The organism is Variovorax monticola (assembly GCF_051216855.1).
Lineage (GTDB): Bacteria > Pseudomonadota > Gammaproteobacteria > Burkholderiales > Burkholderiaceae_C > Variovorax.
On the sequence record NZ_JBPJZP010000002.1, the window covers coordinates 897,958 to 920,513 of the forward strand.

15 protein-coding genes are annotated in these 22,556 nt (G+C 68.7%); 5 read left to right on the forward strand and 10 right to left on the reverse strand.

The window, feature by feature from the left end; translation table 11 throughout:
* Nucleotides 1-2 precede the first annotated feature (2 nt).
* Both ACSFA5_RS09810 and ACSFA5_RS09815 read right to left on the reverse strand, forming a co-directional pair.
* The gene (locus tag ACSFA5_RS09810; protein ID WP_435443823.1) at nt 3-1,103 is read right to left on the reverse strand and encodes an NAD(P)/FAD-dependent oxidoreductase; all 1,101 of its coding nucleotides are present in this window, start codon (nt 1,101-1,103) and stop codon (nt 3-5) included.
* A 119-nt stretch (nt 1,104-1,222) separates the two neighbouring features.
* The gene (locus ACSFA5_RS09815; protein ID WP_435443824.1) at nt 1,223-2,176 is read right to left on the reverse strand and encodes a LysR substrate-binding domain-containing protein; all 954 of its coding nucleotides are present in this window, start codon (nt 2,174-2,176) and stop codon (nt 1,223-1,225) included.
* Between the two features lie 162 nt (nt 2,177-2,338).
* Between ACSFA5_RS09815 and ACSFA5_RS09820 the strand changes: the two genes are divergently transcribed.
* The 4 genes from ACSFA5_RS09820 (at nt 2,339) to ACSFA5_RS09835 (ending at nt 5,169) form a co-directional block, all read left to right on the forward strand.
* On the forward strand, nt 2,339-3,040 hold the full coding sequence (locus tag ACSFA5_RS09820; RefSeq protein WP_435443825.1) for a pirin family protein: 702 nt from the start codon (nt 2,339-2,341) through the stop codon (nt 3,038-3,040).
* A gap of 78 nt (nt 3,041-3,118) precedes the next feature.
* A complete protein-coding gene (locus tag ACSFA5_RS09825) occupies nt 3,119-3,529 on the forward strand; it encodes a DoxX family protein (RefSeq protein ID WP_435443826.1) in 411 nt (136 codons plus the stop codon).
* A gap of 133 nt (nt 3,530-3,662) precedes the next feature.
* A complete protein-coding gene (locus tag ACSFA5_RS09830; RefSeq protein WP_435443827.1) occupies nt 3,663-4,214 on the forward strand; it encodes a flavodoxin family protein in 552 nt (183 codons plus the stop codon).
* Nucleotides 4,215-4,245: 31 nt separating this feature from the next.
* On the forward strand, nt 4,246-5,169 hold the full coding sequence (locus ACSFA5_RS09835) for a pirin family protein (protein ID WP_435443828.1): 924 nt from the start codon (nt 4,246-4,248) through the stop codon (nt 5,167-5,169).
* 106 nt (nt 5,170-5,275) lie between these two features.
* Here the strand turns inward: ACSFA5_RS09835 and ACSFA5_RS09840 are convergent, their stop codons facing one another.
* From ACSFA5_RS09840 to ACSFA5_RS09860, 5 genes are all read right to left on the reverse strand, one after another.
* Nucleotides 5,276-6,844, reverse strand: a complete 1,569-nt coding sequence (locus tag ACSFA5_RS09840; protein ID WP_435443829.1) for a tripartite tricarboxylate transporter permease — start codon at nt 6,842-6,844, stop codon at nt 5,276-5,278.
* A 4-nt stretch (nt 6,845-6,848) separates the two neighbouring features.
* Nucleotides 6,849-7,379, reverse strand: a complete 531-nt coding sequence (locus tag ACSFA5_RS09845) for a tripartite tricarboxylate transporter TctB family protein (RefSeq protein ID WP_435443830.1) — start codon at nt 7,377-7,379, stop codon at nt 6,849-6,851.
* A gap of 155 nt (nt 7,380-7,534) precedes the next feature.
* Nucleotides 7,535-9,151, reverse strand: a complete 1,617-nt coding sequence (locus ACSFA5_RS09850) for a sensor histidine kinase (protein ID WP_435443831.1) — start codon at nt 9,149-9,151, stop codon at nt 7,535-7,537.
* Entirely contained in the window at nt 9,087-9,818 is a 732-nt protein-coding gene (locus ACSFA5_RS09855) for a response regulator (protein ID WP_435443832.1), read from the reverse strand. Before ACSFA5_RS09855 ends, ACSFA5_RS09850 begins: the two co-directional genes overlap by 65 nt.
* A gap of 14 nt (nt 9,819-9,832) precedes the next feature.
* Nucleotides 9,833-10,624 carry a sulfurtransferase gene (locus tag ACSFA5_RS09860; RefSeq protein ID WP_435443833.1) on the reverse strand — a complete coding sequence of 264 codons (792 nt, stop codon included), beginning with the start codon at nt 10,622-10,624 and terminating at the stop codon, nt 9,833-9,835.
* 61 nt (nt 10,625-10,685) lie between these two features.
* Here ACSFA5_RS09860 and dnaE point away from each other — a divergent pair, with 61 nt between their 5' ends.
* Nucleotides 10,686-14,204, forward strand: a complete 3,519-nt coding sequence (dnaE, locus tag ACSFA5_RS09865; RefSeq protein WP_435443834.1) for a DNA polymerase III subunit alpha — start codon at nt 10,686-10,688, stop codon at nt 14,202-14,204.
* Between the two features lie 19 nt (nt 14,205-14,223).
* Here dnaE and ACSFA5_RS09870 read toward each other — a convergent pair whose 3' ends face one another.
* The 3 genes from ACSFA5_RS09870 to ACSFA5_RS09880 all read right to left on the reverse strand — a co-directional run bounded on the left by ACSFA5_RS09870 (nt 14,224) and on the right by ACSFA5_RS09880 (nt 22,522).
* A complete protein-coding gene (locus ACSFA5_RS09870; RefSeq protein WP_435443835.1) occupies nt 14,224-19,482 on the reverse strand; it encodes an AAA domain-containing protein in 5,259 nt (1,752 codons plus the stop codon).
* The gene (locus tag ACSFA5_RS09875) at nt 19,479-20,708 is read right to left on the reverse strand and encodes a SprT-like domain-containing protein (protein ID WP_435443836.1); all 1,230 of its coding nucleotides are present in this window, start codon (nt 20,706-20,708) and stop codon (nt 19,479-19,481) included. The genes ACSFA5_RS09870 and ACSFA5_RS09875 overlap by 4 nt, the downstream gene beginning before the upstream one ends.
* An 83-nt stretch (nt 20,709-20,791) precedes the next feature.
* Complete coding sequence (locus ACSFA5_RS09880) at nt 20,792-22,522, reverse strand: peptidoglycan D,D-transpeptidase FtsI family protein (protein ID WP_435443837.1); 1,731 nt, start codon at nt 22,520-22,522, stop codon at nt 20,792-20,794.
* Between the last annotated feature and the right edge of the window lie 34 nt (nt 22,523-22,556).

A 22,556-nucleotide genomic window follows, 5' to 3' on the forward strand; every position in this document is an offset into this window, starting at 1 on the left:
GATCAGATCACTGCGAGTGCCAGCGACAGGCCCGAGAGAAACGCGTCTTCCACGCGGTGGCCGGTGCACCAGTCGCCGGCCACGCCGATGCGCGCCTTGGCGTCCCACAGGTGGGTGGTGCGCAGCGGCACCTGCGTCTGCGCTTCGTTCCAGCACACCGCCTGCGCATGCGCGGGCGTGGCATGGATGCCGGTGATCTCCGCGAAGGCGCGCAGCAGCTTGGCCTCGATGCGCGACGGTGCGTCGCGCAGGTGTTCCTGCGACCAGGCGGCGCTGGCCTGCAGCGTCCAGCGTTCGATGGGTTCGCGACCGGGCTTGGACGATTCGCGCGCCAGCCACGCCACGCGGTGGTGGGTGCTGCGCGCGGCATTCCATTGCGGGCCCAGGTGCGACATGGTGGGCTGGTTGGCCTGGGGGTAGGCCACCATCAGCGTCCAGCACGGCGCGATGCGCACTGGCTCCACCTTGCGGCTGAGCGTGGCCGAGAGCTTGCCGTCGCCCAGCAGCGCGCGGGTGCGCGAGGGCGGCACGGCGAGCAGCACGGCGTCGAAGCCGGAATACACATGCTGGGACTCGTCGGCGCCCGCGGTGCGCAACTGCCAGCGCTTGGGGTCGAGCGCGTCGGGCTCGATCTGCGTGACCTGCGTGCCGGTCACCAGGCTGTTGCCCAGCGGCGTGGCCCAGTGGGCCACCAGCGCGTCCATGCCGGGCTGGGCCACCCAGTGCGGTTCGAGCGAGGGCAGGGCGGCTTCGGCCACGCGGCCGTGGGCGTCGAGCACGCGCACGAGGTTGGCGCTCCAGCGCCTGCACAGGGCGGGCGTGGCCTCCAGCGCCAATGCGAAGCGCGGATCGCGCACGGTGAAGTACTGCGCGCCGCTGTCGAAGCGGCCGAAGGCCGTGTCGATGCTCGCCATGCGACCGCCTGCCGTGGCCTCGCGTTCGAACAGCGTGACCTTGTGGCCGGCTTGCACCAGCGTTCGGGCACAGGCCACCCCGGCGATGCCTGCGCCGACGACGGCGTAGTGGCGCGGGGTGGCTGGGGTTCGGTGGCGATCGGCCGGCTTTGCCGGCTGTGCCGTTTTGGCTTTCGCGCGAGTGGTCATGAAAGACTCTTTTCTTCTGGAAGGAATGCGGTTGGATGTGTCTGCACTCTACATCGGTCGGGCAGCGGCTTCGCCTGAGGGCACACCCTTAGCGCCGCGGCGCGGAATCTGCGTCATCCTCATCGACCCCGGTGCCGCTCCAGCAACGCACGCCGCGTGCCTTCAAGCTCGAACTGCGCGAGCCACCATTCGAGCGCGCGCCCCGGTTTGCCCGCGGTGCGCACGCGCCATGCGCAATGCATGGTGCCCAGCGGCGCCGTGCGCTCGGTCTTCAGCTCGACCAGGTGCCCGGCCTCGATGTACGGCCGCGCCATCGGCTCGGGAAGAAAGCCGCCGCCCAGCCCGTGCAGCTGCGCCGCGATCTTGGCCTGCATGCTGGGCACCGTGAGCACGTCCTGCCCGCCCATGAGGTTCACCGTCATCGGCGTGCCGTGGCGGGCCGAGTCGGCGGCCGCCACCGCGCGGTGCTGGCGCAGCACGGCGTCGCTCAGCGGCTGCGGCAGGCGCGCCAGCGGATGGTGCGGCGCCACGGCATACACGAAGCGCAGCTCGCCGATCACGCGGCTGCGGATGCCGGTGGCCGTGAAGGTCAGGCTCGCCGCGTCGATCACGGCACCGACGGCCAGGTCGGCCTCGCCGCTGGTCAGTGCCTCGATGGTGCCCAGCAGCGTCTCGTCGCGCAGCTTCAGGCGCGTGGGCGGATCGAGCGCGAAGAAGGCGGTGGCCAGGTCGAGCAGCGGGTCGCGCGCGATCACGCTGTCGACCGCGATGGTCAGCATCGGCTCCCAGCCGGTGGCCACGCGCTTCACGCGGTTGGCCACCGCGTCGATGTCCGCGAGCAGGCGCTCGGCCTCGCGCAGCAACTCGGCGCCGGCCTCCGTCACCTTGGCCTGGCGGGCGCTGCGGTCGAACAGCAGCACGTCGAGCGCGTCCTCGATCTGGCGCACCCGGTAGCTCAGCGCGCTGGGCACCAGGTCGAGCGCGCGGGCGGCGGCGGCAAAGCTGCCGGTGGCGGCCACGGTCTGCAGCATCGACAGGGCGTCGGGGGTCAGCACGTCGCGGGGGCTGGGCATGGCGGCTCCATTGATCAAATTATTTGAATGGTGCCATCAAACCGCGGCGTCTTTCCGAAGGGGGTGCGGGCCTAAAGTTCTTTACATCCGCTGCGCATCCGGCGCGGCACGCGAAGAAGGCCCGCACAGCCCCCACGGGGCAGGGCCACCAAGGAGTTCACGATGTTGCAAGTCCGTAAATCACAGGAACGCGGTTATGCCGACCATGGCTGGCTGCGCTCGTTCCACAGCTTTTCATTCGCCGGCTACCACGACCCGGCCCACATGGGCTTCGGCAACCTGCGGGTGATCAACGAAGACCGCGTGGCGGCGGGCGCCGGTTTCGGCACCCACGGCCACAAGGACATGGAAATCATCAGCTACGTGCTGTCGGGCGAGCTGGCCCACAAGGACAGCATGGGGAACATCGAGTCCATTCCGCCGGGCGACGTGCAGCGCATGAGCGCGGGCCGCGGCGTGATGCACAGCGAGTTCAACCACAAGAAGGACGAGACCACGCACTTCCTGCAGATCTGGATCCAGCCGAACGTGCACGGCATTGCACCCGGCTACGAGCAGAAGGCGTTCAGCGACGCCGAGAAGCGCGGCAAGCTGCGCCTGGTGGCCTCGCCCGACGGCCGTGACGGTTCGGTGACGGTGCATGCCGACGCCCGCCTGTATGCCGGCCTGCTCGACGGCGAAGAGAAGGCCAGCCTGGCGCTCGACCCGGCGCGCAAGAGCTACGTGCACCTGGTGCGCGGCGAGCTCGAAGTGAACGGCCAGAAGCTGGTGGGCGGCGACGCCGCGATGCTGCAGGGCGAGTCGCAACTGTCGCTGGGCTCGGCCAAGGACGCCGAAGTGCTGGTGTTCGATCTGGCCGCCTGATCCATGTCCCCGCCGGGTGCCTTGTGCATTCGGCATTTTTCGTGCTTTTCATTTCAACAACCGAGGAGTTTTTCAACCATGGCAACCACCACCCACCACCCCCTTGCTGCCGCCCAGGACACGCTGGCGCTCGTCGGCCGCATCCTGATCGCCACGCTGTTCATCCCCGCCGGCTTCGGCAAGCTGATGGGCTTCGCGGGCACCGTCGGCTACATCACCAAGGTGGCGGGCCTGCCGCTGCCCGAGGTGGCCGCGGCGATCGCGATCCTCGTGGAACTGGGCCTGGGCATTGCGCTGCTTGTCGGCTTCAAGACGCGATGGACGGCGCTGATCATGGCGATCTTCACCGTGGCCACGGCGCTGTTCTTCCACAAGTTCTGGGCCGACGCGACGCAAAATATCCAGTTCTTCAAGAACATGGCCATCGCCGGCGGTCTGCTTTCGTTCGCCGCCTTCGGCCCCGGCCGTTTCAGCATCGATAAAAACTAAGCTCTCCCCCAGGCTTCGCGCACTGCGTGTCGCTTCTCCTCCCCCCTCGCCGGGGGCACCACCAGAGGCCCGGCAAAGCCGGTTCCTCTGTGTTTCGCGAAAAGCCGCCCACCTTCATTCAGGAGTTCTCACCATGGCAAACATCGTTGTCGTCTTCCATTCCGGCTACGGCCACACCCAACGCGTGGCGCAAGCCGTGGCGGACAGCGCCGGTGCGCAGCTGCTCGCCATCGACGCCGACGGCAACCTGCCCGAAGGCGGCTGGGAGCTGCTGGGCGCGGCCGACATGATCGTGTTCGGCTCGCCCACCTACATGGGCGGCGTGAGCTGGCAGTTCAAGAAGTTCGCCGATGCGTCGTCGAAGGTCTGGTTCACGCAGGGCTGGAAGGACAAGCTCTTCGCGGGCTTCACCAACAGCGCGACGATGAACGGCGACAAGGTCACCACCATCACCTACCTGTGGACGCTGGCGATGCAGCACAGCGGCATCTGGGTCAGCATGGGCATCCTGCCGACCAACAACAAGGCGGCCACGCGCGACTCGATGAACTACGTGGGCGGCTACGGCGGCCTGCTGACGCAGTCGCCGTCGGACGCGAGCTCGGCCGAGATTCCGAAGGGCGATCTCGACACCGCCCGGGCATTCGGCGAGCGTCTTGCCACGGTGGCAACATCGCGCAAGTAACCGGCAACCGCCACCCCCACGGAGAACACTTGTGAACGACACCACCCCAGACACCCAGTTGCTGACACCGCACGACAAGGACCTGGGTGGTGGCTTCAAGGTGCGGCGCCTGCTGCCCGCGGCGCAGCGCCGCTCGGTTGGCCCCTTCGTGTTCTTCGACCATTTCGGCCCGGCCACCGAACAGCCGGGCAGCGAGCACGACGTGCGGCCGCATCCGCACATCGGTCTGTCGACGGTCACCTACCTCTTCAAGGGCGCGATGATGCATCGCGACAGCCTCGGCAGCGTGCAGGAAATCTTGCCCGGCGCCATCAACTGGATGACCGCGGGGCGCGGCATCGTGCACTCCGAGCGCAAGCCCGAGCGCCTGAAGGCCGACACCTACGTCAACCACGGCCTGCAGCTGTGGGCCGCGCTGCCGCAGGCGCACGAAGAAGCCGAGCCCAGCTTCGAGCACACGCCGGCCGAGGCGATTCCCGAACTGGTGGCGCAGGGCGCCGACGTGCGCGTGCTGGTGGGCGAGGCCTTCGGCGCGCGCTCGCCGGTGAAGACGCTCTCGCACACCGTGTACCTCGACATCGCCTTGCCCGCGGGCGCGCGCTTCGAACTGCCCGCGCTCGCGCCCGAACTGGCCGTGTACGCGGTCGATGCCGACATCGGCGTCGATGGCGAGCCGGTTCCCGCGCACACCATGGCGGTGCTGTCCGACGGCCGAGGCGCGGTGCTCACGTCGAACACCGCGGCGCGGCTGATGGTCATCGGCGGCGCGCCGCTCGACGGCCCGCGCTACATCACCTGGAACTTCGTCTCCAGCCGGCGCGAGCGCATCCTCGAAGCGGGTGCCGACTGGGCTGCCCAGCGGATGGGGCATGTGCCCGGCGAGACCGAATTCATTCCGTTGCCGGGCAAGCCCTTCGGCGTGCGCGAGCCGGACACGGGCACCACGCCGGTCTGACATCGCGCAGTTCGATCGCGCAGTTCGCGCAGACGAAAAAAGGGCCCGACGCATCGGGCCCTTTAGCTTTTGCATGGCGCTCTTCGCGCCACGTGGGGTGAGCGGACTACTCGTTGCCGATCGCCACGGTTTCCGACGGCGACGCACCCGGCGGGGCCTTCGGCAGCTCGATCACCGCATTGCGCCCACCGCGCGCGCGCCAGGCCGAGAAGCCCACGCCGGCCAGCAACAGCACGCACAGTCCGATGAAGGTGCCGCTGATCGGGCGCGTCACGAACACCGTCATGTCGCCGCGCGAGAGCAGCAGCGCGCGGCGGAAGTTCTCTTCCACCATCGGCCCGAGCACGAAGCCCAGCAGGATCGGCGCGACCGAGAACTCCAGCGACATCAGCAAGGCGCCGACGATGCCGAACACCAGCACTTCCCAGATCTGGAACAGGCTGTTCTGCGTGCTGTACACGCCCGTCGCAATGAAGAACATCGCGGCCGGGAACAGGTACTTGTAGGGCACCTTCAGCAGCTTCACCCACACGCCGATCATCGGCACGTTCAGGATCACCAGGATCACGTTGCCGATCCAGAACGAGGCGATCAGGCCCCAGAAGATGTCCGGATGCTCCGTGATGAGCTGCGGGCCGGGCTGGATGCCCTGGATCAGCAGCGCACCCAGAATCAGCGCCATCACCGCGTCGCCCGGAATGCCCAGGCTCATCGTCGGGATGAAGTCGACCTGCGTCTTCGAGTGCGCCGAAGCCTCGGGGCCGGCCACGCCTTCGATCATGCCGGTGCCGAACTTGTTCGGCGTCTTCGAGATCTTGCGCTCCAGCGCGTAGGCGATGAAGGTGGTGATGGTCGGGCCCGTGCCCGGCATGGCGCCGAACACCGTGCCGACGATGGTGCCGCGGATCATGGCGGGGAAGGCGCGCTTGAGCTCTTCCTTGCTCGGGCGCATGTCGCTCAGCTTGAGCGTGCCGGTGTCGCCGATGGCCTTCATGCGGTTCACGTTGAGCAGGAAGTCGGCCACGCCGAACAGGCCCATCGAGATCGCCACCAGCTCCAGCCCGTCGCTGAGTTCAGGCAGGCCGAACGCGAAGCGGAAGCTGCCGCTGTTCACGTCGGTGCCGACCACGCCGCACAGCAGGCCGAAGAGCGTCATGGCCACGCCCTTGAGGGGCGAGCCGCGCGACATGGTGGAACCCGCCAGCAAGCCCAGCAGCATGATCGAGAAGATCTCGGTCGGACCGAACTTGAACGCGATCTGCACCAGCAGCGGCGAGGCGAAGATCATCACGATGATGCCGACCGAGGCCGCGAAGAACGAGGAGATCATCGTGATCCCCAGCGCTACGCCCCCCTTGCCCTGCTTGGTCATGGGGTACCCGTCCAGGCAGGTCACCGCATGCGGCGGGTGCGACGGCATGTTCATCAGGATGGCGCCGATGGCACCGCCGTACTGCGAGCCGTAGAAAATGCCGGCCAGCATCAGGATGGCGGGCACCGGGTGCATCACGTAGGTGAGCGGCAGCAGGATCGAGATGGCCTGCAGCGCGCCCATGCCCGGCAGCACGCCGATCAGGTTGCCCACCAGCACACCGAAGAAGGACCACATCAGGTTCGAGCCCTGGAAGGCCACGCCGAAGCCGAACCACAGGTCGTGTAGCGATTGACCGATCATGATTTCAGCCTCCCCACTGGAACAGGGGGAGCTGCAACTTGAGCGCCCACCAGAAGATCACCACCGCGATGAAGCACATCGCCAGCGACAGCAGCAGCGCTTCGGTCAGCGTGTTGTCGCGGTCGCCGAGCGCCGAGATGAACACGATGGCGAAGGTCGCCGGCAGCAGGCCGCCGTACTCGCCGAACAGCAGGAACGCGAGGATGCCCAGGATGATGCAGACGCCGCCGCGGATGTCCGGCATGCCGCCCGGATGACCGTGCGACACGGCCTCTTCGCTGGCGCCCGCAGCGGGCTTGTCGCCGCGCGCCGACACGGCGATCAGCAGGCCCGTGAGCGCCAGCAGCGCGCCCAGCGCGACCGGGAAGAAGCCCGGCCCCATGTGCGCGAGCTCGCCGACGCGGTAACCGACGCCGGCATAGACGGCGGCCAGGCCGATGACGATCAGCAGTGCGCCGCCGTAGTAGTCTTTCTTGAATTTCGATGCGGGCCGAAGCGCGTGCGAGGCCGGATTTTCACCGAGCGGGTGCTGCATAAGTCTCCTTCGTTGGGAAGGAGCGCAGTCTAGGAATCGAGGCTTTCAATCCCCTTTCGGAGAAGTCGCAAACGCCTCGGCGACCCTCAAAATACGTGTAATCACGTACCGCCGTATCCGGTGAAACCCTTGCAAAAACGGGCTTCGCGAGCCCGTCAGAAGGCGTGCAGCGGCAACCGGAGAATGGCGCGCAGTCCGCCGCCCGTCGCGCTCTCGGGCATGTCCGCGCTGTCGAGCTCGATCTCGCCGCCGTTGCGCCGCGCATAGCTGCGCGCGATGGTCAGGCCCAGGCCCGCGCCGTGCGCGGCACCCGCGCCCACGGAGGCGTCGCGATGGAAGCGCTCGAACACGCTGTCGCGCCGCTCGGGCGGAATGCCCGGGCCGCTGTCGCACACCTCGGCCAGCGCGTGGGAGGCTTCGCGCCGCACGGTCACCGTGATGTTGCCGCCGCGCGGCGTGTACTTGATGGCGTTGTGCACGAGGTTGGCGAGCACCTCGTGCAGCTCGGCGGCGTTGGCGGCCACGGGCAGTACGGGCGGACAGTCCATGTCGTTGGCGTTGCCTGCCTCGTCGGTGCCGTCGGTGTCGTCGTCAGGAACGTCGGCGTGTTCGGCGGCGGTGTCGCCGCGCGCGTCGACCCAGCCCAGGTCCTGGTCGTTCTCGCGCGCCAGCGGCAGGTATTGCAGCACCACGCCGCGCGCAATGGCGTTCAGGTCGACCACGGCCGGCTCGGCCGGCGCGACCTCGTCTTCCGTGGTGGCATGGGCCAGCGCCAGCAGCTGCTCGCTCAGGCGGCGCGTGCGCGACAGCTGCGCCACGATGGCCTGGAGCGACTCGCGCATGCGCGCCGGGTCGGTCTCGCGCACGGCATAGCCGGCCTGGATCGACAGGATGCTCAGCGGCGTGCGCAACTGGTGCGAGGCATCGGCCAGAAACTGCGACTGCTCGGCCACCATGCGCCGGTGGCTCGCGATGTGGTGGTTCACCGCGTCCACCAGCGGTGCCACTTCCTGCGGCACGCCGCCGGCGTCGAGCGGCTTCAGGTCGTCGCGCGGGCGTTCGCGCAGCGAGCGGCGCAGGCGGTCCAGAGGGCGCAGCGTCCAGGCCACGCCCAGCCACACCAGCAGCGCCATCACCAGCACCATGCGCGTGTCGCGCAGCAGCTCCTGGCGCAGCGATTCGGCCTGCGCCTCGGTGCGCGGGCCGGTGCCCTCGGCCGCCTGCACGAGCACGCTGTAGGCCACGCCCGGGTGCACGTGGTCGTACACCGTCTGGCGCAGCGCGGCCACGCGCACCGGGTGCTGTTCGTGCACCGCGTCGTAGAACACGGGCGTGCCGTCGGGCGGGCGCTGCGCTGGACGGGGCAGGCCCGGCACGCCCATGAGCGTGGTCTCGGGCGAGTTCACGTCCAGCGTCTCGCCTTTCGGAATGCGCTGCACGCCGACGTGCAGGTACTTGTAGCGCAGGTGCGTCGACTCGAACATCGCCTGGATCGAGAAGGGCTCCTGCACGCGCACGCTGCCGTCGCTGGCCACCACGATGCCGTTGGCCAGCGCCTGCACGGGTTCGAGCAGGCTCTGGTCGTAGGCGACCACCAGTGAGTCGGTCAGGGCGTGATAGTCGTTCCAGCTGTCCAGCGCCAGCAGCGCGACCATGCCCGGCAGCAGCAGCGCGAGCAGGCGCGCGCGGATGCCGAAGCGCTGGGGCTCAGTCGGTGTCGGCAAGGTCGGACGGGAGAGGCGCGGAGGGCACTGATGGGGCCGAGGATCCATCGGCGATGCTCTCGAGCATGTAGCCCAGGCCGCGCACGGTGACGATGCGCACGTCGCTGTCGGCCAGCTTGCGCCGCAGCCGGTGCAGCACCACCTCGATGGCGTCGGGCCCCGCGGTGCTGTCGTTGGTGAACACCTTGGCGAACAGCTGCGACTTGCCCACCGGCGAGCCGCTGCGCATCAGCAGCGCGGTGAGCGCGGCCTGCTCGCGCGGCGTGAGCGACAACAGCGTGCCGCGCAAGGTGAAGGCGTGGCTTTCGCTGTCGTACGAGAGCGAGGCGCACTGCAGGCGCGGGTGCTGCTTGCCGCGGCTGCGCCGCACCAGCGCCGCGAGGCGCGCCTCGAGCTCGACCAGCTCGAAAGGCTTGGTAAGGAAGTCGTCGGCGCCCAGGTTCAGGCCGCGCACCCGGTCCTGCAGGGCGCTCTGCGCGGTGAGGATGAGCACCGGCGTGCGGTCGTCGGCATTGCGCATGTCGGCCAGCACGCTCAGGCCGTGCTTGTCGGGCAGTCTCAGGTCGAGCACGATGGCGTCGTACTCGGTGCCGGCCATGAAGGCCTCGGCCGTGCGCGCGTCGGGCGCGTGGTCGGCGACGAAGCCGCTCTGGGTCAACGCCCGGATCAGCCACGAGGCCATGTCCAGTTCGTCTTCCACCAGGAGGATGCGCATGAGAGGGCTGCCGGTTATTGCTTCAGGCCGAGATTCAGCTCGACATCTTCCGACGCGCGTGCGCTGGCGTCGGCCGCGCGCGCGCTCAGGTCGGGCGCCAGCGCGCGCCGGCCGTCGAACACGAAGCAGTCGCCGTGGTAGTGCGCACCGCCCACCTGCTCGAAATATTTCAGGATGCCGCCTTCGAGCTGCAGCACGTGATCGATGCCTTCTTCGCGCATCAGGATCGCGGCCTTCTCGCAGCGGATGCCGCCGGTGCAGAAGCTCACCACCGTCTTGCCCGCGAAGTCGGCGCGGTGCGCCTTGAGCGCGGGCGGGAACTCGGTGAACTTGGTGATGCGCCAGTCGATCGCGCCGTCGAAGCTGCCCTCGTCGACCTCGAAGTCGTTGCGCGTGTCGAGCAGCGCAATCTCGCGGCCTTCGTCGTCGTGGCCTTGGTCGAGCCAGCGCTTGAGCGTGGGGGCGTCCACCCCGGGCGCCCGGCCCGCTGCGGGCTGGATGGCGGGGTGGTCCATGCGGATGATCTCGCGCTTGAGCTTCACCAGCATGCGCCGGAACGGTTGGGCTTGCGACCAGCTTTCCTTGGCTTCCAGGTCGGCAAAGCGCGCATCGGCGCGCAAGTGGGCCAGAAAGGCCCGGACGCCGTCGGCGGCGCCGGCCAGGAACAGGTTGATTCCCTCGGGCGCCAGCAGGATGGTGCCCATCAGGTCCAGGGCCTGGGCGCGGGCGCGCAGGTCTTCACGCAGCACGGGGCTGTCGTGTATGCCTACGAATTTGTAGGCTGCGATATTCAAAATCTCTTGCACGGGGGGCGATTGTAGGGATCGTCAACCCACATCGTGGGGTGACGGTTTCTACAATGGACCGATGTTTGTTCACCTGCGCCTGCACACCGAGTTTTCCGTCGTCGACGGCACCAACCGCATCGACGAAGCCATCAAGGCCGCCGCCTCCGACAACCAGCCCGCGCTGGCCATCACCGACCTGAACAACCTGTTCGGGGCAATCAAGTTCTACAAGCAGGGGCGCGGCAAGGGGGTCAAGCCCCTCATCGGCGCCGAGGTGTTCGTCGACGGGCTGGGCAAGGAGCCCGGCGCACTCACCCGCATCGTGCTGCTGGTGCAGAGCACCGAAGGCTATCTGAACCTGTCCGAGCTGCTCGCTCGGGCCTGGACGCAGAACGTGAGCCGGGGCCAGTCGCAGGCCGCCTGCAAGCTCGAATGGATCGAGGAGCTGTCGGGCGGCATGATCGCCTTGTCGGGCGCGCAGGCCGGCCCGCTCGGCCAGCCCCTGCTGCAAGGGCAGGAAGAGCGCGCGGCCGAGCTGGCGCTGCGGCTGGCCGGCGTGTTCCCGCACCGTTTCTACATCGAGCTGCAGCGCGCCGGCCGTCCCGAGGACGAGCCGCACGTGATCGCCGCGGTGAAGCTCGCCGCCCGCCTGAAGCTGCCCGTGGTCGCCACGCACCCCGTGCAGTTCGCGGCCCGCGAAGACTACGAGGCGCACGAGGCGCGCGTGTGCATTTCCGAAGGCGAGATTCTCGGCAACCCGCGCCGCGTGCGCCGCTTCACCCACGAGCAGTACTTCAAGTCGAGCGCCGAGATGCAGGCGCTGTTCGCCGACGTGCCGAGCGCGCTGGCCAACACGGTGGAAATTGCCAAGCGCTGCAACCTGACGCTGGTGCTCAACAAGCCGCAGCTGCCCGACTTTCCGACGCCCTTCGTCGCCGACGGCGTGCGCATGCCGATCGACGACTTCTTTCGCCAGGAATCGTTCGTGGGGCTGGAGGCACGCCTCGCGCATCTGTACCCCGATGCGGCCAGGCGCGACGCCGAACGTCCGCGCTACGTCGAGCGGCTGGAGTTCGAGATCAACACCATCCTGAACATGGGGTTCCCGGGCTACTTCCTGATCGTGGGCGACTTCATCAAGTGGGCCAAGGAAAACGGCTGTCCGGTGGGCCCGGGCCGGGGCTCGGGCGCGGGCTCGCTGGTGGCCTACGCGCTGAAGATCACCGACCTGGACCCGCTCGAGTACAAGCTGCTGTTCGAGCGCTTCCTGAACCCCGAACGCGTCTCGATGCCCGACTTCGACATCGACTTCTGCCAGGGCAACCGCGACCGGGTGATCGACTACGTGAAGGACAAGTACGGCCGCAATGCCGTCAGCCAGATCGCCACCTTCGGCACCATGGCCGCGCGCGCGGCCATCCGCGACGTGGGCCGCGTGCTGGACATGAGCTACATGTTCTGCGACGGCATCAGCAAGCTGATTCCCAACAAGCCGGGCATGTCGGTCACGCTGCAGTACCCGCCCGAGAAAAAGATCGACGGCGACAAGAACAACTACGCCATCGAGATGGAGCCGCAGCTCGCGCAGCGCATCGAGAAGGAAGAAGAAGTGCGCATGCTGGTCGAGCTCGCGCAAAAGCTCGAAGGCATGACGCGCAACATCGGCATGCACGCCGGGGGTGTGCTCATTGCGCCGGGCAAGCTCACCGACTTCTGCCCGCTCTACCAGCAGCCCGGCAGCGACTCGGCCGTGAGCCAGTACGACAAGGACGACGTCGAGGCCATCGGCCTGGTGAAGTTCGACTTCTTGGGCCTGGCCACGCTCACCATCCTGGAGATTGCCAAGGACTTCATCGTCGCGCGCCACAAGGGCCAGGAAAATTTCGCGTTCGAGAACATTCCGCTGAAGGACGCGGCCACCTACCGGCTGTTTTCCGAGGGCAAGACCGAGGCGGTGTTCCAGTTCGAAAGCCGCGGCATGCAGGGCATGCTGAAAGACGCGCGGCCCACGCGGCTGGAAGACCTGATTGCGCTCAACGCGCTGTACCGCCCCGGCCCGATGGACCTGATTCCCAGCTTCGTGGCGCGAAAGCATGGCCGCGAAGACGTGGAATACCCGCACCCGGCCGTGGCCGAGATGCTGTCGGAAACCTACGGGATCATGGTCTACCAGGAGCAGGTGATGCAGACCGCGCAGATCCTGGGCGGCTATTCGCTCGGCGGCGCCGACCTGCTGCGCCGCGCCATGGGCAAGAAAAAGCTCGAAGAGATGGCCGAGCACCGCGAGAAATTCCGCGCGGGTGCGCTCGCCACGCACGGCATTCCGCAGGACAAGGCCGACGAAATCTTCGACCTGATGGAGAAGTTCGCGGGCTACGGCTTCAACAAGTCGCACGCGGCCGCCTACTCGCTGCTGGCCTACCACACGGGCTGGCTCAAGGTTCACTACACGGCCGAGTTCTTCTGCGCCAACATGACCGTGGAAATGGACGACACGGACAAGCTCAAGCTCCTGTTCGAAGACGCCCAGAAAAATTTCGGCATCACCTTCGAGCCGCCGGACGTGAACCGCGGCAATTACCGCTTCGAGCCGGTTACCGACAAGGTGATTCGGTACGGCCTGGGCGCCGTGAAGGGCTCGGGCCAGCTCGCGGTCGAGGCCGTGGTGCGGGCGCGCGAGGAGGGCGGCCCGTTCAAGAGCCTGTTCGACTTCTGCGTGCGCATCGACCGCCAGCGCATCAACAAGCGCACGGTCGAGGCGCTCATCAAGGCCGGCGCGTTCGATGCCATCCAGCAGAACCGCGCGTCGCTGATTGCCTCGCTCGACCGCGCCTTCGACTTCGCCAGCGCCACGGCCGCCAATGCGGCGCAGGTCGACATCTTCGGCGACGCCGAACACGGCTCGGCCAACGCCGAGCCCGACCTGGTCGACGCCACGCCCTGGGGCGTGAAGGAGCGGCTCACTCTCGAAAAAACCGCGGTGGGCTTCTATCTTTCAGGCCACCTGTTCGACGAGGTGTCGCACGAGGTGCGGCGCTTCTGCAAGCGCGAGATCGGCGACCTGCTCGACAGCCGCGACCAGCAGGTCATTGCGGGCATCGTGAGCGACTTTCGCGTGATCAACGGCCAGCGCGGCCGGCTGGCGATCTTCAAGCTCGACGACAAGTCGGAGTCCATCGACGCCACGGCCGACGAGGCGCTCATCAACGCCAACCGCAACACGCTGAAGGACGACGAGCTGGTCATCGTCAGCGGCAAGCTGCAGCCCGCGCGCGGCGGCTTCGAGGCTCGCTTTCAGGTGCAGCAGGTGTGGGACCTGGCCACGGCGCGTTGCCGCTTCGGCAAGTTTTTGCGCGTGGCGGTCAACGGCAAGGCACCCGACATCGCGCGGCTGCTGAAAGACTTTCCCCCGCGCAAGGAGCAGACCGAGGTGGGCGACCTGATTCAGGGGCTGCCCGTGCGCCTGTCGATGGCGCGCGGCGGGGCGCAGGTTGAGCTGCAACTGGGCGAGCGCGCCAAGTTCTTCCCGACCGACGCGGCGCTGGCCAGCTGGACCGCACAGGCGGATGCGGGCAAGGCGCTCATCGTCTACGACTGAGCCGGCCTCGGACTCGGTGTCAGGCGCCTGCGCGTTCCGCGTCGGCCCTGGCTTTCTCCAGGGCCTGCTCGACCTGCTCCAGCACGGTCTCGGGCGCATGCAGCCAGTCCTTGGCCAGCACCTGCATCACCTGCCAGCCGAAGGCATCGAGGATGCGGGGACGCGACACGTAGCGCTCCAGCACGTTGCGGTTTTCGTAATGCATGGCGGTGTCCACCAGGATGCCCAGCGCGTAGTGCGTGCTGCCGTCCACGCGCACCGCCAGGTCGCAGCGAAAGCGTGACTGTCCCACCTGTTCGTCCACCGCATGGCCGCGTGCGCGCAACGCCGCGGCAAGTTGTACCGTGACGTCGTCCGCGCGCCCGTGCCGCGCCACCGGGCTCGCACCGCGCGTGAGCGGGTTCATGCTTTCGAGCACGCGCCGCGCCGTGTCCGCATCGCCGCGCGACAGGCACTCCGCATAGCGCAGGAAGTTCTTCAGCGCCGCCGCGCCCTCGTTGTGGTCGTTGGTGATCGCCTCGTGGCGAATGGTCGAGACCACCGCCATGTGGTGTTTGGCGCGGCTGAAGATCACGTTGAGCCGCTTCTCGCCGCCGCGCTGGTTGATGGGGCCGAAGTTCATCAGCATGCGGCCCTCGGGGTTGGGGCCGTAGCAGATGCTCAGCAGAATGATGTCGCGCTCGTCGCCCTGCACGTTCTCCAGGTTCTTGATGAACAGGCCGCAGAACTGGTCGTCTTCCTCGCGCACGTACTCGGCTTCGAGCCGGGCCGCGAACTCGGTGTCGACCGCGCCCAATGCGTTGAGCTCGTCCTCGATCTCGCCTTGCTGTGCCTCCGAGAACGCCACGATGCCCAGGCTGCGCCCCGTCTCGCGCCGGAGCAGTTCGCGCACCAGTTGCGCGATGTGGCGCGCCTCGCCGTCGTTGATGCGGTTCTCGTACACCGCATCGGTCACGCGGTGAAAGCTGATGGCGCGCGAGAGCAGGGCGTCGACGTGCGACGCCACCGATTCGTCCGACGGGCTGCGTGACTGCACCAGAATTTCGCCTCGCTCGGGCGCGGGCAGGCTGCGGTCCGGAATGGTGTACAGGTTGCCCGCGTAGAACGCCGCGTTCGAAAAGCCGATGAGCGACTCGTAGCGGCTGCGGTAGTGCCAGGCCAGCAGCGTGGCCGGCAGGTTGCGCGCGCCCTGGTTGAGCAGGCTGTCGGCGTCCAGCACCACGGCGATGCGGTCGCCTTCGCTGCTGTCGTCGCCGTCGTCGGCGTCCGCGTCCTGCACCGACACGGTGTCGTCCTCGGGGTCGCGGCTGGACGAGAAGAAGCTGGTCGGCGGCAGCTGCATCTCGTCGCCCACCACGATGATCTGCGGCGCGCGGTACAGCGCGGGCACGGCTTCTTCCACCGGGATCTGGCTGGCCTCGTCGAAGATGACCACGTCGAACAGGTCGGCCGCGAGCGGCAGCGTGTCGGACACCGACAGCGGGCTCATGAGCCAGATCGGCTTCATGTCGCGCACCACGCGGCCGGTGTCGCCGCTGGCCAGTTCGCGGATCGCCTTGTAGCGCATGGTCTTGCCGAACTCGTGTTCCAGCTCGCGGCGGCCCGCGTTGTAGCTCTTCTTGAAGAGCTTGCCGTCGGCGTCGAGCTGGCTGGCGGGCAGGGCGCTTTTTTGCACATGGTCGCGAAACCGCTGGCGCACCGCGGCGGCCAGCGTGCGGGCGTTGCGCTCCAGCAGCTGGCGTTCGGCGTCTCCCAGGCGCTTCGCATGGCGCGCGAGCGCGGCGCCGTCGAAGCGCGGCAGCCAGCGCTCGGTGCGGTACACGCGCTCCAGGCCTTCGCGCGCCACCGCGAACTCGATGGCGTCGGGCGGCAGGGGCAGGGTGCGCAGCGCGGCGGCAACCGCCGGATCGGCATCGGCCAGTTCCTGCAGCGGCACGATCACGGAGGGCAGCGCATCGGCCTGGTCGCGCAGCGTGCGGGCCAGCGCTTCGAGCGCGTTCAACGGCTGGGCGGCGGCGTCCTGGACCAGGTCGCGCCACAGGGCATCGAGCGTGTCGGTGCGCGCGCCGGCGGTGGCGAGTTTCTCGACGCTGCGGCTGGCGCCGCCTGCGGCTTCCGTGCGCAGATGCACCTGGAACGCCGCGCGCAGGCTGGTGCTGTCGTCGATGCTGCGCATCTCCTGCAACTGCTGCGCAAAGGCCTCGGGATCGGTGCAGCCGTAGCCGGACTCGATCTGCGCAAGCTGCTTTTGCAGCGCGGTGTGCGCGAGGTGCTCGGCCAGCAGTTCTTCTAACAGTTGGCTGGGCTGCGGGCGCACGGCGTGCGCGGCGAAGTCGTAGCGGCGCTTCAGTTCACCGGACAAGCGCCACCACGACGGCTGCAGCCAGCGCAGCAGCGAGCCTTGCTGCGCGCGGGCTTGCGCGAGGCCGGCCTCGGTGTCGCCGGGTGAGAGCTTGTCGCGCCAGTGCGCGGTGCGCTGCAGCGCAGCGTCGAGGGCCTGCTGCAGTCCGCGGCGCTCGGACAATGCCGTGCGCCACGCCAGGCTGTTCGGGTGCGCGGCGTCCAGCAGCGTGAGCTGCCCACGCGCGGCGAGCGCAGCCACGCGGCGCGCGTCGGCCACCACGGCCAGTGCATCGCGCCACAGCGCCTGGTCGTCGGCCAGCGGCGGCCATGCGTCGGCGAGCGCATCGCGGCACGCGCCGCTCAGGTCGATGGCGCGCTCGCTGAGTTCGACCAGCCGCGCGAGCGGCTTTTCCTGTTTCAGCAGCGCGGGCGCCAGCTGCGCGAACACGTGCTGCGCCAGGCTGGGCGCGCCCAGGCTTTCGGTCACGGCCAGGTGCAGCCGCGACACCAGCTCCGCATGCTGGCGCCAAGCCGAGAGGGTGGGCAGGGCTTCGGCCTGCAACGGCGTGAGCGCGGGGTCGTCGGCCTTCAGCGCGATGAGCCGCGCCACCAGTTCGCGCAGCGTTACCGCGATGTGCACGGGCACGTCGCGCATGGCGGCGTCGAAGCGTTCCAGCGCGCGCAGGTCGAGGTCCATGGCGTCGAGCACCTGGGTGCGCTCAGCCGCCTCCTGCGTCAGCGTCTCGGGGGCTTCGAGCCATTGCTCGTAGGTCTTGCGCAGGTTCTGCACGAAGGCCTTCTTGTCGCCCTGCGAGTCGTGGATCATGCAGCACAGCTCGTCCAGCCCCTGCTGCCGCAGGCGGTGGAACACCACGTCGATGGCGGCGCGTTTCTCGCAGACGAACAGCACGCGCTGGCCGCGCCCCACGTAGTCGGCAATCAGGTTGGTGATGGTCTGCGACTTGCCCGTGCCCGGCGGCCCTTGAATGATGTAGCTGGTGCCGGTGCGCGCCAGCGCCACCGCGGCGGTTTGCGTGGCGTCGCCTTGCACCACCGGCCATTGCGCGGCCAGCGGCAGGGCGGGCGGCGCCTCGGCATCGACCTGGCGCGGCTGCAGCGAGAACACGCGGTCGAAGGCTTCGCTCGCGATGTCGTTTTCGGCCAGGCCCGAGTAGTCGCGCACCAGCGACATCTTGCGGTGGTTGAAGTTGCCCAGCGTCACGGCCGTGAGGTCGATGTCCCACTGGTACGGGTTGCCCGTGCTCTCGCGCAGCTGCAGCGTGGTGCGCTCGGTTTCTTCCGCCACGGCGGCGGCCATTTGCGGCGCGCGCGGCTGCGGGCGCGCGCCGACGGCGTCGCGCACCGGCAGCGGCACCGGGCGCACGCGCGCATGAAAGAGCTGCAGGCCGAGCGGGCGGAAGTCGTCCTGCGCATAGCTGAAATCTTGCGCGGCCACCGGCACGGCGGACGGCGTGCGCACGCGCGCGCGGCGCTTGAACTGTTCGAGCCGCTGGCGCGCGCGCTGGTGGATCACCGCGATCTCGGGCTGCTTCACCAGACGCAACTGCACGCCGGGCTCGCTCTGCGCAATCTGCGCCGAGAGCTGGGCGTGGAACTGCGCGATGGAGGTCTCGCGCAGGTCCACCGTCTCGGGCAGCACGATGCCGTAGAGCTGGCGCAGGTGGTGCCGCAGCGTGGGGTTCACCTGCGCCTCGCTGGTGGCGGCTTCGAGCAGGTACTGGTCGCGCACGCCCTTCTTGCGCGAGAGCTCCACCGGCAGCATCAGCAGCGGCGAGGCGATGCGCTCGGCCTGCTCGGCGCCGCCGGCAGCCCCTTCCTTCAGGTTGTGCCAGCGCAGGAAGGCGACGACCAGCGACAGCTGCGAGAAGCCGTATTCCGAGCGGTCGCGCCGCGCCTCCTGCAGGATGCGGTCGAGCGCTCCGGGCAGGTAGGGCTGGTCTTCGAAGCGCAGCCAGCGTGCCAGCGGCACGGGGTCGCAGCTGGCGATGTCGGCGGCAAAGCGGCCGTCCCACACGCACAGCTGGTCGACGCGGATGCTGTGCATGTCGACCACCAGCGGCACGCTGGCGATGGTGAGGTTCACATGCGCCTGCGTCGGCTTGAAGTACAGCAGGCGGTTGCGCCGCGACAGGTCGAACAGGCGGTCGCGCAGGTGCAGCTGGATGGCCTGGCGGCGCTGGCTGGCGCCGTTCTTCGCGGGGGCGATGCGGTCCAGCCCCAGCCCGAGGTTCAGGTCCAGCGGCTGGTCGCGGTAGGTTTCGAGCCGGCGGATCACCGAGGGCAGATCGCGCGCGCGCTCGTGGCGGTCGAGCGCGGTCATCTCGAAGATCACGGCGGCCACCACGGGGTGCAGGCGGCGGTTCAGTTCGAACAGGTTGGTCCGGTGCGCGGCGAAGCGCGTCAGTTCTTCACCGTCGGTGAAGTCCAGCCCGCACGACAGGCTGGCCAGCACCTGGCCCAGGCACAGGATGTCGCCGAGCGCGTCGTGGTGCGCCAGGCGCAGCTCCCACGCGGTGTAGCCGGGCAGGTAGGCGGGGCGCGTGGGCACGGCGTCGGGCCCTGCATCGGCCATGACCGCGAGGTTCTCCACCGAGAGGCCGGCGTCGGCATCGAGGGTGACGCGTTCTTCGCCCACCACGCGCAGCACCGACGCGGCGGGCTGCTCCAGCGGCGCGATGGCTTCGAGGTTGCGGCGCGGGTCCGCGCCTTCGGTTTGCGCAAGGGCCAGCGCCGGCACATCGGTCACGCGGTAGGCGAACACGCTGCCGAGCGCGGCGACCTTGCCTTGCTCGTGCAAGGCCGAGACTTCGCGCAGCAGCGGCAGCACGAGCTTGAGTACGTCGTCGGTCTGCAGGCCGCCGTGGGTGTCGGCGGTGGCGAGCAGCTGCAGGAGGGGAGCGGTAGCGGTGGTCATGCGGCGGCGGCCTGCTGGTGTTGGGTGGCGGCCTTGTCGAGCAGGGCGGTGGCGTCGCGCTTCACGCGTGTGAGGCTGCGCTTGGGAAAGCGCAGGTCTTTCACCACGCGTTGTTCGAGCGGCTCGGCGCAGCCCAGCGCTTCGGCCAGGCCGAGCGCGGCGGCGAGCGTGACTTCGTCGAGCTCGGGGTCGGCTGCGACGAAGTCGACCAGCACACTGGCCAGGTAATCGTGCAGGCCGGCGGGCACCTGCTCGGGCGGCGGCATGGCCGACGCGGGCGGCGCGAAGTCGGGGAAGAAGCGGCGCGCATGCGCCAGCAGCGGCTCCGATTGCAGGTACGCACGCTGCAGCAACTGCGCGATGGCGCCGCGCGTGAGCGCGCTCACACGCTGCTGGCCGAGCATGTCGAGCGTGCCCAGGTCGAGCGGCCCTTCGAGCGCGGTGGCCAGCCAGTCTTCGGCGTCGTGCTGGCGCTCGGTCCACAGGCGCATCGCGCGGGCGCGCACGAACACCTCGGGGTGGCTGGTACCGCGCGTCTGCGTGGCGGGGTCGGCGCAGATCTCCTCGGCCTGCGCCAGGTAGCTTGCAACGTTGACCTGCGTGAGGCCGGTCTCGATCTTGATGAGCGCGCTCACCGCGGGCTCGAGCGCGCCGCAGGCGACGCAGCCGCCGCGGTCGGCGAAGGCCTCGGTGTACAGGGCGTAGCGGCGCGCGGCGTGCAGGTGGCTCGCATCGGCGCGCGGGTCGGCCGAGGTGGCGTGCAGCAATCTATCGACCACGTGGTACTTGCCGCCGTCGCGCGCCCACAGCAGGTAGTGCGCGAGTTCGTGGCCCAGCACGGCCTGCAGTTCGGGGCCCTGCAGGCGCTCGAGCAACGGGCCCGAGAGCACGATGTGCGCCTCGCCCGGCACGAAGTGGATCGCGGCATTCATCGCGCCGTCGCGCGCCTGGTAGAGCGTGATGCTCGCCGCAACGCCCAGGCGCTGCGCCGCGAGCCGGGCGTGCGCGTGCAGGTCGGGATGCGCCGTCGCGTCGAGCCGGTACGAGTTGCGCAGCAGTTCAGCGCGCACCGCGGCGGCGTGTTCTTCGCGTGCCTCGGCCGAGGCGGCCCAGCGCCAGACCTCGGGCTCGTGCACTTGCAGGTGCGCGGCCAAGGCCTGCTGGTACGGCAGCGCGGTCAGGTCTTCGAGGCGGACGGCGGGTGTGGATTCGGGGGTGTCGACCATGTCTGGAGCGCCGGTAACAGTGAGTTGCCGACGATCCTAAACGAGCGTGTGGACGAACGAACGCTCCCGAAGGGGCGGCAGGCTCAGTGCGCCATCGGTGCCACGGCCAGGTCTGGCACCACGTTCAGGATGCGCAGCGTCTGCTGCACCATCTGGCTGAACACCGGCGCTGCCACCAGGCCGCCGAAGTACTTGCCCGCGCCGGGCTCGTCGATCATCACCGCGACGATGATGCGCGGCTTGTCGATGGGCGACATGCCCGTGTACCAGGCGCGGTACTTGTTGCTCGCGTAGCCCTTGCCGACCTGCTTGTGCGCGGTGCCGGTCTTGCCGCCCACCGAGTAGCCCTGCGTCTGCGCGAGCGGCGCGGTGCCGCCGGGCGCGGCGGCCAGGTGCATCATCTGGCGCACCTCGCTGGCCACCAGCGGCGAGAACACCTGCACACCGGCTGGCTCCTCGCCGGTGTTCTTCAGCAAGCTCACCGGGATCACCTCGCCGTCGTGCGCGAAGGCGGTGTACGCATGCGCGATCTGGAACAGCGACGCCGACAGGCCGTAGCCGTAGGACATGGTGGCCTGCTCGATGGGCCGCCACGACTTCCACGGTCGCAGCCGCCCCGTCACCGCGCCGGGGAAGGGCGTCTGCGGCTTCTGGCCGATGCCCACGGCGGTGAGCGAGTTCCACATTTCCTGCGCCGACATGCGTTGCGAGATCTTGGTGGCGCCGACGTTGCTCGACTTCTGGATCACGCCCTGCACCGTCAGCACACCGAAGTTCTCGTCGTCGTGGATGGTCGCACCCGACACGGTGATGCGCCCCGGGTTGGTGTCGATGATGGTGCTGGGCGTGACGCGGCCCAACTGCAGCGCGGTGGCGATGGTGATCGGCTTCATGGTCGAGCCGGGCTCGAACACGTCGGTCATGGCGCGGTTGCGCAGCTGCTCGCCGGTGAGGGCGTGGCGGTCGTTGGGGTCGTAGCTCGGGTAGTTGGCCATGGCCAGCAGTTCGCCCGTGCGGGCGTCGACCACCACCACGCTGCCCGCGCGCGCCTTGTTGGCGACCACGGCGTCGCGGATCTTCTCGTACGCCACGAACTGCACGCGGTCGTCGATGCTCAGCTGGATGTCGTGGCCGGCGGTGGGCGGCACCTGGTCCTCGGTGTCTTCCACGATGTGGCCCAGCCGGTCTTTCAGCACATGGCGCGAGCCCGACTTGCCGGCCAGCTCCTTGTTGAACGCGAGCTCCACGCCTTCCTGCCCGATGTCCTCCACGTTGGTGAAGCCGGCCAGGTGTGCCGCGGCCTCGCCCTCGGGGTACTGGCGCCGGTAGTCGCGCCGCAGGTACACGCCCTTGATGCCGAGCGCGGCCACCTGTCTGGCAATGGGCTCGTCGACCTGGCGCTTGAGCCAGACGAAGCTCTTGTCCTCGTCCTCGAGCTTCTTGTCGATGTCTTTCAGCGGCATGCCGAGCAGCTTGGCGGCCTGCCTGAGCTTGTCTTGCGTGGCCGGGTCGTCGCGCTCGATGTCTTCCGGAATGGCCCAGATGCTGGGCGCGGGCATGTCGGAGGCCAGGATCAGCCCGTTGCGGTCGAGGATGCGCCCGCGGTTGGCCGGCAGCTCCAGCGTGCGCTGGTAGCGCACTTCGCCCTGGTGCTGGAAGAAGTCGTTGTTGAAGACCTGGACGTAGGCCGCGCGGGCCGCCAGCAGCACGAAGCCGAAGGCGATGCTGGCCACGATGAACTTGCTGCGCCACACGGGAGTGGGGCTGGCGAGCAGCGGACTGCTGCCGTAGCGGATGCGGCCGTTGGGATTCATGAGCCCCGATTATCGAGTTCCGGGTGACGTGCAA

What these genes read in the sequence shown, in the direction of transcription:
- ACSFA5_RS09810 (WP_435443823.1), bottom strand. Translation starts at nt 1,103, where the DNA reads ATGACCACTCGCGCGAAAGCCAAAACGGCACAGCCGGCAAAGCCGGCC.
- ACSFA5_RS09815 (WP_435443824.1), bottom strand. Translation starts at nt 2,176, where the DNA reads ATGCCCAGCCCCCGCGACGTGCTGACCCCCGACGCCCTGTCGATGCTG.
- ACSFA5_RS09820 (WP_435443825.1), top strand. Translation starts at nt 2,339, where the DNA reads ATGTTGCAAGTCCGTAAATCACAGGAACGCGGTTATGCCGACCATGGC.
- ACSFA5_RS09825 (WP_435443826.1), top strand. Translation starts at nt 3,119, where the DNA reads ATGGCAACCACCACCCACCACCCCCTTGCTGCCGCCCAGGACACGCTG.
- ACSFA5_RS09830 (WP_435443827.1), top strand. Translation starts at nt 3,663, where the DNA reads ATGGCAAACATCGTTGTCGTCTTCCATTCCGGCTACGGCCACACCCAA.
- ACSFA5_RS09840 (WP_435443829.1), bottom strand. Translation starts at nt 6,844, where the DNA reads ATGATCGGTCAATCGCTACACGACCTGTGGTTCGGCTTCGGCGTGGCC.
- ACSFA5_RS09845 (WP_435443830.1), bottom strand. Translation starts at nt 7,379, where the DNA reads ATGCAGCACCCGCTCGGTGAAAATCCGGCCTCGCACGCGCTTCGGCCC.
- ACSFA5_RS09850 (WP_435443831.1), bottom strand. Translation starts at nt 9,151, where the DNA reads ATGGATCCTCGGCCCCATCAGTGCCCTCCGCGCCTCTCCCGTCCGACC.
- ACSFA5_RS09855 (WP_435443832.1), bottom strand. Translation starts at nt 9,818, where the DNA reads ATGCGCATCCTCCTGGTGGAAGACGAACTGGACATGGCCTCGTGGCTG.
- dnaE (WP_435443834.1), top strand. Translation starts at nt 10,686, where the DNA reads ATGTTTGTTCACCTGCGCCTGCACACCGAGTTTTCCGTCGTCGACGGC.
- ACSFA5_RS09870 (WP_435443835.1), bottom strand. Translation starts at nt 19,482, where the DNA reads ATGACCACCGCTACCGCTCCCCTCCTGCAGCTGCTCGCCACCGCCGAC.
- ACSFA5_RS09875 (WP_435443836.1), bottom strand. Translation starts at nt 20,708, where the DNA reads ATGGTCGACACCCCCGAATCCACACCCGCCGTCCGCCTCGAAGACCTG.
- ACSFA5_RS09880 (WP_435443837.1), bottom strand. Translation starts at nt 22,522, where the DNA reads ATGAATCCCAACGGCCGCATCCGCTACGGCAGCAGTCCGCTGCTCGCC.